Raw genomic sequence first — 6,380 nt, forward strand, 5'->3', positions numbered from 1 at the left:
CTTTCAGGCGGGGATGGAGGGCGCGAAAGCACAGCGCGGGGCAGCGCGAGAGTGGGGGCAAACGGGATCCGCCGGAAGACTCAGTGGCTTTGAAGCGTGCCCTTAGGCGGTACCCCATACGGTGTGGAGCTGATGCAGGTAGACGCGCAGTTCCGCCACCATTGACATACTGTGTGGTTCGGCTACCCATTGCTGTTGCAGGCCGTCGAGGACGGCGATGGTGTTGCGCACGATGGCGTCCACGGGGGCGTCGGGAAGGACCTCCCCGTTTTCCTTCCCGTGTTCCAGGGCGCGGGTGAGCCATGCCCGGACACTGCTGTAGTGGTCCAGCATCCATCTGTTGGCGGGATGGCTGGCTTCGGTGGCCTCAGCGGAGATGCGGACGAAAAGACCGATCCACTCAGGGCGGGTGGAGTTACGGGCTACGAGTGCCACGAGGGAGTCGAAAGCAGCCCAGCCCAGCGGCGGTTCGCCTTCGCCGAAGAGGAACTCGCTGTCTTCCTTCTCCCGTTGTTCCAGGACCGCGGTAAGGAGGGCAGTCTTGTTCGGGAAGTGGTGAAGGAGCCCGGATTGGGACAGCCCTGTCCGGAGCGCGACTTCGGCTATGGACGTTTTGTTGTAGCCGCTGGTGGAGAAGAGTTCGATCGCGGCCTGAATGGCTTTGGACCGGGCGACGTCGCCCGCCTTTTCGGGACGGGTCCGCTCGCGTTCGATACGGAAGCCGGGAGGGTAAGACACGCGTTAGGACTCCTGTCCGTTTTCGAGCGGAAGCGTGATTCGGAGGTCACCAAGGCCACGAGCAACCGCAATGGAACCACCGGTTAGCGGACGCCATCGTTGGTCTGCGACGTCCCAGCTCCGTTGGGTTCTGGCATCGCACTTGACTCGAACAGTACCGTCCGTCCCGGGATCCAGGGAAACTTGCGCCCAGCCGATAAGGCGCACCGGTTCCTCGCCTTCGGCGGGAATACGGTAAATCTGGACGGTTTCCCTGCCAGCGCGCGATCCCGTGTTCGACAGTTTCACGGCCACTTCTGTAACTGCCGGCCCCTCCTGTTCTGTAACCTCCGCTGAAGCGTATTCCCACGTGGTGTAGCCCAGGCCATGCCCAAACCAGAACAGGGGCTCTCTGCCGGAGTTGTACCAGCCCCGATAGCCAACCTTCGTTCCTTCGGTGTAGACGAGGCGCCCGTCGGTTGGGATGATGTCCCAGGCCGGCCCTTCGCCGTCGTGTGCGGGGAACGTGGTGACCAGGCGCCCGGATGGTTCGATTTCACCGATGAGGGCCGCGGCGACGGCGTCGCCGGCCTCCTGTCCCGGGAGCCCGGCGAAGAGGACGGCTTCTACGTCATCGATCCAGGGCATCAGGATGGGGGTCGCCGCATTAATGACGACGACTGTACGGCGGGCGACGGCGGCAACTGCAGCGACGAGGGCGTCCTGTTCCCCAGGCAATGCGAGGGTCTTCTTATCCTGTCCCTCGGTTTCCTGCTCCTGGGTGTTGCCGACCACGACTATTGCCGTGTCAGCGCAGGCCGCGGCCTCCACGGCGTCCCGTATCGCGGCTGCCGGTGGACGGGGCGCGGCAGTCACCACGAGGCCGATGATGCGCATTTCGAAGTGGGGCGCCGTGGTAGCAGTAAGGCGCGCCCGGTTTTCGACGGTGACCACGGACGAGTGGCTCTTGGGCCTGTGGAGGCCGCCGCCGGGACCATCATGCGGTGTAATCGTGAAGTTCTCCCGATGGCCGGGCGCGGTCACGGTCCATTCCCCGGGCCCGATGACTCCCAGCCGCATCCTGGCCGGTTCGTTCAGCGCTAAATCTGCGGACAGTTCGATACGGGCCGCGCCAGCGAGCCAACCGTCCTCAGCGACTTCGAGCTCGGCTACGTCAAGGTGCCGCGACTCGATGACTTCCCCGTGCTCATCCAGGGCACGCACCCGCATGCCGGGCGTGCCGGTCTCGGGGTCCCGGACGTAAGCGGGCGAAGCGGCAAGCATCCGCGTCCTGGTTTCAACGCCGTCCACAAGCCTGACACCGTCAGGCCAAAGTGCGGAGCTGATGCCATCGGCGATGCTGACGACATGCGGCGGGCGCACACGGGCAGAACCGCCACCTTGTGCCACGGTATCGGTGGCATGGCGACCGATCAAGGCCACGGACCCAACGCCTTTGGACAGCGGAAGCGTGGCATTTACGTTTTTGAGTACGGCCATGCCCTGTGCTGCGATGCGCCTCAACTGTTCCCGGCGCGCATCACTGTCGGGACGGGCAATGCTGGTCTGCCACTTGCGACCACCGAGGGCGCCGACGCGGGCAGCCAGCCTGAGGAGGCGCCGTGCATGATCATCGATGGTCTCCTCGGAAACAGCACCGGAGCGTACGGCCTTCTCCAGTGAAGTGCTCCATACGGTGTCTGGTCCGGGCATGACAAGGTCGAGCCCGGCGTTAGCACTTTCGGCGGCGCTCTTTGTGGCAAACCAGTCCGACATGACGAGTCCGTCAAAGTCCCACTCCCGCTTGAGGATCTGGTTGATGAGTTCGTCGTGCTCTGTTGCCGTGACGCCGTTGATGCTGTTGTAGGAGGCCATGACGGTCCACGGGTGTGCGTCTTGGTCCACGATTTCAAAGGGCAGCAGGTACAGCTCGCGAAGCGCCCGCTCATCGACCACGCAGTCGACAGTTGTGCGCTGCGTCTCGGACTCGTTGGCGAGGAAGTGCTTGGGTGAGGCTGCTATCCCTCGGGCCTGAAGTGAGCGGACGTAGGCGGCGGCGAGGACGCCGGTGATGTAGGGATCTTCACTGAAACACTCGAAAAGGCGTCCGCCCAGCGGACTGCGGTGCAGATTAATGGTGGGGCCCAGAACGATATGGGTTTCCTGGTCCATTGCCTCCTCGGCGAGGAGGGCACCCACCTCTTCAAGCACCTGGGTACTCCATGTCTGGGCAATCAGTGTGGCGTTGGGCAGAAGGCAACTTTCACGGCCCCCCACAACTTCTTCGCCGCGGACACCGGTTGGGCCGTCCGACATGACGATCTCCTCGAGTCCGACCGACGCATCGGCCCAGAGGCTGAACATCTTAGCTCCGGAGAGCAGCCGGATCTTGGCGGGCAGGCTCAAGGAACGCAGCGCATACTCTGCAGCCTCTTCCGCGGCGGGAGGCAGAGGAGTGGGTAGCGCGACGTCATAGGGGTCGGTCGTATTGACGCCCATCGGAAGACTCCTTCGTCATCGAACTGCGGGGGCAAGTGGCCCACGTCTTGTGTGGTGAATCACAACAACTATAGCATTGACCGACCGAGTACACGGTCCGTTTCCAACAGACCGTGTACTCGGTCTGTTTTTGATGTATTGTGGTTTTTATCACACCCCCGGACCTGTTCTTGGTCTGGACCGCCTCCAATAGAAAGCAATGAGACCCATGGTTGTGTCTGATTCTGCTGCAGGACCTGAAGCTTCCAAGGCTTTGTCCGCTGCCCCGGTTCCCGTTGAAAAGGCAAAAGCAACCGTCATCGCGACGATGGTGCTAGCCCGGCTGGGACTGATGATCGCCCTTTTTATGCCAATCGTGGCCGGCATGACGCTTAAGGTGCAGACCTTGGTCGCCGCGCCTGAAGTTGCTTCCACGCTAGGCGTCGTTATCTCAATGGGCGCCTTCGCCGCACTCCTCTTCGACCCAATTTTCGGCCGTCTCAGCGACCGCACTATAGGTCGCTTCGGCCGTCGCCGCCCCTGGCTGGTCGCCGGGGCAGTGGGGCTCCTGGTCTGCCTGACCGTCATTGCGCTGGCCCCGAATGTCGTCGTTCTGGGCATCGGTTGGTTCCTCGCACAGGCCCTTGGCAATGCTGCGGTCGCAGCACATACAGCCACCCTGGCGGACCAGGTACCTCAATGGCAGCGCGGCAAAGTCAGCGGCATGATCGGCATCGCCTCGCAAGCCGCCTCCTTGGGGGCAGCCTACTCAGCAAGTCTTTTCGGGCAGAACATGCTGCTGCTGTTCCTGGTTCCGGGGGCCCTCGCTCTGGTCCTGGTTCTCGTCTTTGCATTCGTGCTACCGGACCGGCCGATCGAGCGCCGCCCTGCATCTGAAGGCGGCTTGCGTACCGCATTGAAGACATTTTGGGTGAACCCCCGCCAAAACCCGGACTTCGCGTTTGCCTGGATCTCGCGCTTTCTCGTCGTCCTGGCAATGTTCATGTTCGTCACGTTCCGGCTTCTGTACTTGCAGCAGGACCTGGGCCTTTCCAAACAAGACGCGGCGGGCGCCCTGGCAACCGGTGTCCTTATCTACACCCTGGCTCTCGTAACAGCAGGCCAAATCGCCGGATGGATCTCCGACAAGCTCGGGCGTCGAAAAGTCTTTATCTGGATCTCAGCTGTCATTTTCGGCATCGGCACATGGATGCTCACCCTGGCAAACTCAACCACGGGGTTCTACTGGGCTGAACTCGTCATCGGCATCGGCTTCGGCATCTACATCGCTGTTGACCTCGCCCTCGTCATCGATGTCCTCCCCAACCCCGAAGACACAGCAAAGGACCTCGGCGTCTTCAACATCGCCATGACAGGTCCCCAAACCCTCGCACCAGCTGTATCAGCTGCACTCGTGACAATGGCCGGAGGCAGTTACGACCTCCTCCTGGCCGTGGCGGCGGGCGTTGCACTGCTTGGGGCATTGACGATCCTTCCCGTAAAAAAGGTCCGCTGACCCGCTTCTCCCCGCAAAAAAGTACCGCTGCCCCAGCCCGTCCACCGTTCTCAGTATGGGGACGGTGGACGCAGCTTTTAGCTGTGGATCACCCGTCCCCGGGCCCTATGAATGCAGGATGCCACCTTGCCCCTGGTGTTCAAGAAGTCAACGCCACGGGCAAGGAGGGCTTTCGGAACCACCCCCGGTCCTGCCGGCCGGGGCTTATATGCAGCTCGTGGGGTTCTTGCCGAAGATCTGTCTGGTTGTCATCCGGTAGTTGAGTTCGCCGGAGAGTGCTTGTGGCGTGACCCAGACCCGGTGGCCGTGGCACGCTTCAAATATTTGGCGCGGGTTGTCTCGGTCGGCCGCGAGCCAGAGTATGGAGGAGTCGGGCATGACGTCTTCGACGACCCGGTTCCGATCACCGGCCGTTTGCCGGATTTCCACCCGAGCGTTGATCAACAGGCTCCAGTCACCGTGTTTACGCGGCGTTGCTCGGTTCAAGGTCATGTGCTTTCCGTTACGGGTCTACAAGAGCGACAGCGGCCCGATGGGGCCGCTGTCGCTCTTGTCAACGTTGTCGGGCTTTGGTGGCTTCTAGGAGGCGACGGCTTCTTTGATCCGGTCGCGGATCTGGCGTTGGAGGTTTTCCTGGGCCGGGAGTGCCTGGAGGGTTTCGGGGAGCTCGGACTGAGGAATGACGACGATCCGTCTGCATCGCCGATGACGACATCACGTGGGTTGCAGACGACGTTGCCGCAGGCGACCGGTTTGCCGACGTACCCGGGTCCGTTTTTCGAAGGCCCTGCGGGAACTACGGCGCGGGCGAAGACGGCAAGGCCCATCGCGTTCATCTCTTCGATGTCGCGCTGCGCCGAAGATGGACGTTTCGTCGGCCTGAGCCGGGGGAGGGGCCGCCCAATGGCGCGTCTTTCCTCGAGGTGTTCGGCTAACGCGGCTTGTAGACGTCGGAGCGGTGCTCGATGCGGTGGACGTACAGAATGTGCTCTTCGATGTCCAGGGTGAACAGCACCCTATAGTCGCCGCGCCGTGCGGTGCGGAGTCCGAGGAGTTCGTTCGTGAGGGGTTTGCTCAGTCGGTGGGGGTTCTCAGCCAGTGCGCCGGTGACGAATTCGACGATCGCGGTTGCTGCTTTCTCCGGCAGTCGCCGGAAACCCTTCAGGGCCGGGCTGGTGACCTCAACGTTCCATGGTGCGGGGTCGGTGGATTCTGCGTCGGTCACCGAGGCGGCAGACCGAATTCACGGCGGAGGTCTGCGCCGCTGGTCGTGTTGCCGTCGGCGATGTCGCGCCGGGCCTGGTCCAGGTCTTCGCGGATGCCCGGCTGTGAGAGCCAGTGGACGGTTTCCTGCAGGGATTCCAGGTCGTCGGCGGACATCAGCACGGCTGACGGGTGCCCGTGCCTGGTGATCTGGATGATCTCGTGCGTCGTGTCGGCTTCCTCCACGAGGGCGGACAGCTTGTCCTTGGCTTCGCTGAGCGGTACGGTTCTCATGCTGGGAATTATAGCCTGATTTCAGGCCACCAACTAGCCTGACTTTTAGCCGATAACCTGCCTTATGTAAAGTAATTTGATTGAAACTTCAACTAAATTCCGTGATCCGTGTCCTGTTGTCCTGTCTCACCTAAAGTGACGCAATCTCAACTTAGTTGGAGCATTAGCCAAG

At 62.1% G+C, this 6,380-nt stretch carries 7 protein-coding genes; 1 reads left to right on the forward strand and 6 read right to left on the reverse strand.

Annotated elements, in window-relative coordinates; all coding sequences use genetic code 11:
• Positions 1-102 precede the first annotated feature (102 nt).
• Positions 103-738, reverse strand: a complete 636-nt coding sequence (locus QRN52_RS00795) for a TetR/AcrR family transcriptional regulator (protein ID WP_284750909.1) — start codon at positions 736-738, stop codon at positions 103-105.
• A 3-nt stretch (positions 739-741) separates the two neighbouring features.
• Positions 742-3,216: a glycoside hydrolase family 3 protein gene (locus QRN52_RS00800; RefSeq protein WP_284750910.1), complete on the reverse strand. Its 2,475-nt coding sequence runs from the start codon at positions 3,214-3,216 to the stop codon at positions 742-744.
• A 208-nt stretch (positions 3,217-3,424) separates the two neighbouring features.
• Between QRN52_RS00800 and QRN52_RS00805 the strand changes: the two genes are divergently transcribed.
• Entirely contained in the window at positions 3,425-4,711 is a 1,287-nt protein-coding gene (locus QRN52_RS00805; RefSeq protein ID WP_284750911.1) for an MFS transporter, read from the forward strand.
• 204 nt (positions 4,712-4,915) lie between these two features.
• On the opposite strand, the gene QRN52_RS00810 is transcribed toward QRN52_RS00805, so the two are convergent.
• From QRN52_RS00810 to QRN52_RS00825, 4 genes are all read right to left on the reverse strand, one after another.
• Positions 4,916-5,203 carry a hypothetical protein gene (locus QRN52_RS00810; RefSeq protein ID WP_284750912.1) on the reverse strand — a complete coding sequence of 96 codons (288 nt, stop codon included), beginning with the start codon at positions 5,201-5,203 and terminating at the stop codon, positions 4,916-4,918.
• A complete protein-coding gene (locus tag QRN52_RS00815) occupies positions 5,200-5,547 on the reverse strand; it encodes an RraA family protein (protein ID WP_306874138.1) in 348 nt (115 codons plus the stop codon). The genes QRN52_RS00810 and QRN52_RS00815 overlap by 4 nt, the downstream gene beginning before the upstream one ends.
• Before the next feature lie 95 nt (positions 5,548-5,642).
• The gene (locus QRN52_RS00820) at positions 5,643-5,936 is read right to left on the reverse strand and encodes a type II toxin-antitoxin system RelE family toxin (RefSeq protein ID WP_284750913.1); all 294 of its coding nucleotides are present in this window, start codon (positions 5,934-5,936) and stop codon (positions 5,643-5,645) included.
• Positions 5,933-6,208 carry a type II toxin-antitoxin system Phd/YefM family antitoxin gene (locus QRN52_RS00825; protein ID WP_284750914.1) on the reverse strand — a complete coding sequence of 92 codons (276 nt, stop codon included), beginning with the start codon at positions 6,206-6,208 and terminating at the stop codon, positions 5,933-5,935. Before QRN52_RS00825 ends, QRN52_RS00820 begins: the two co-directional genes overlap by 4 nt.
• Positions 6,209-6,380 lie beyond the last annotated feature (172 nt).

Source organism: Arthrobacter sp. efr-133-R2A-120, from assembly GCF_030209835.1.
GTDB lineage: Bacteria > Actinomycetota > Actinomycetes > Actinomycetales > Micrococcaceae > Arthrobacter.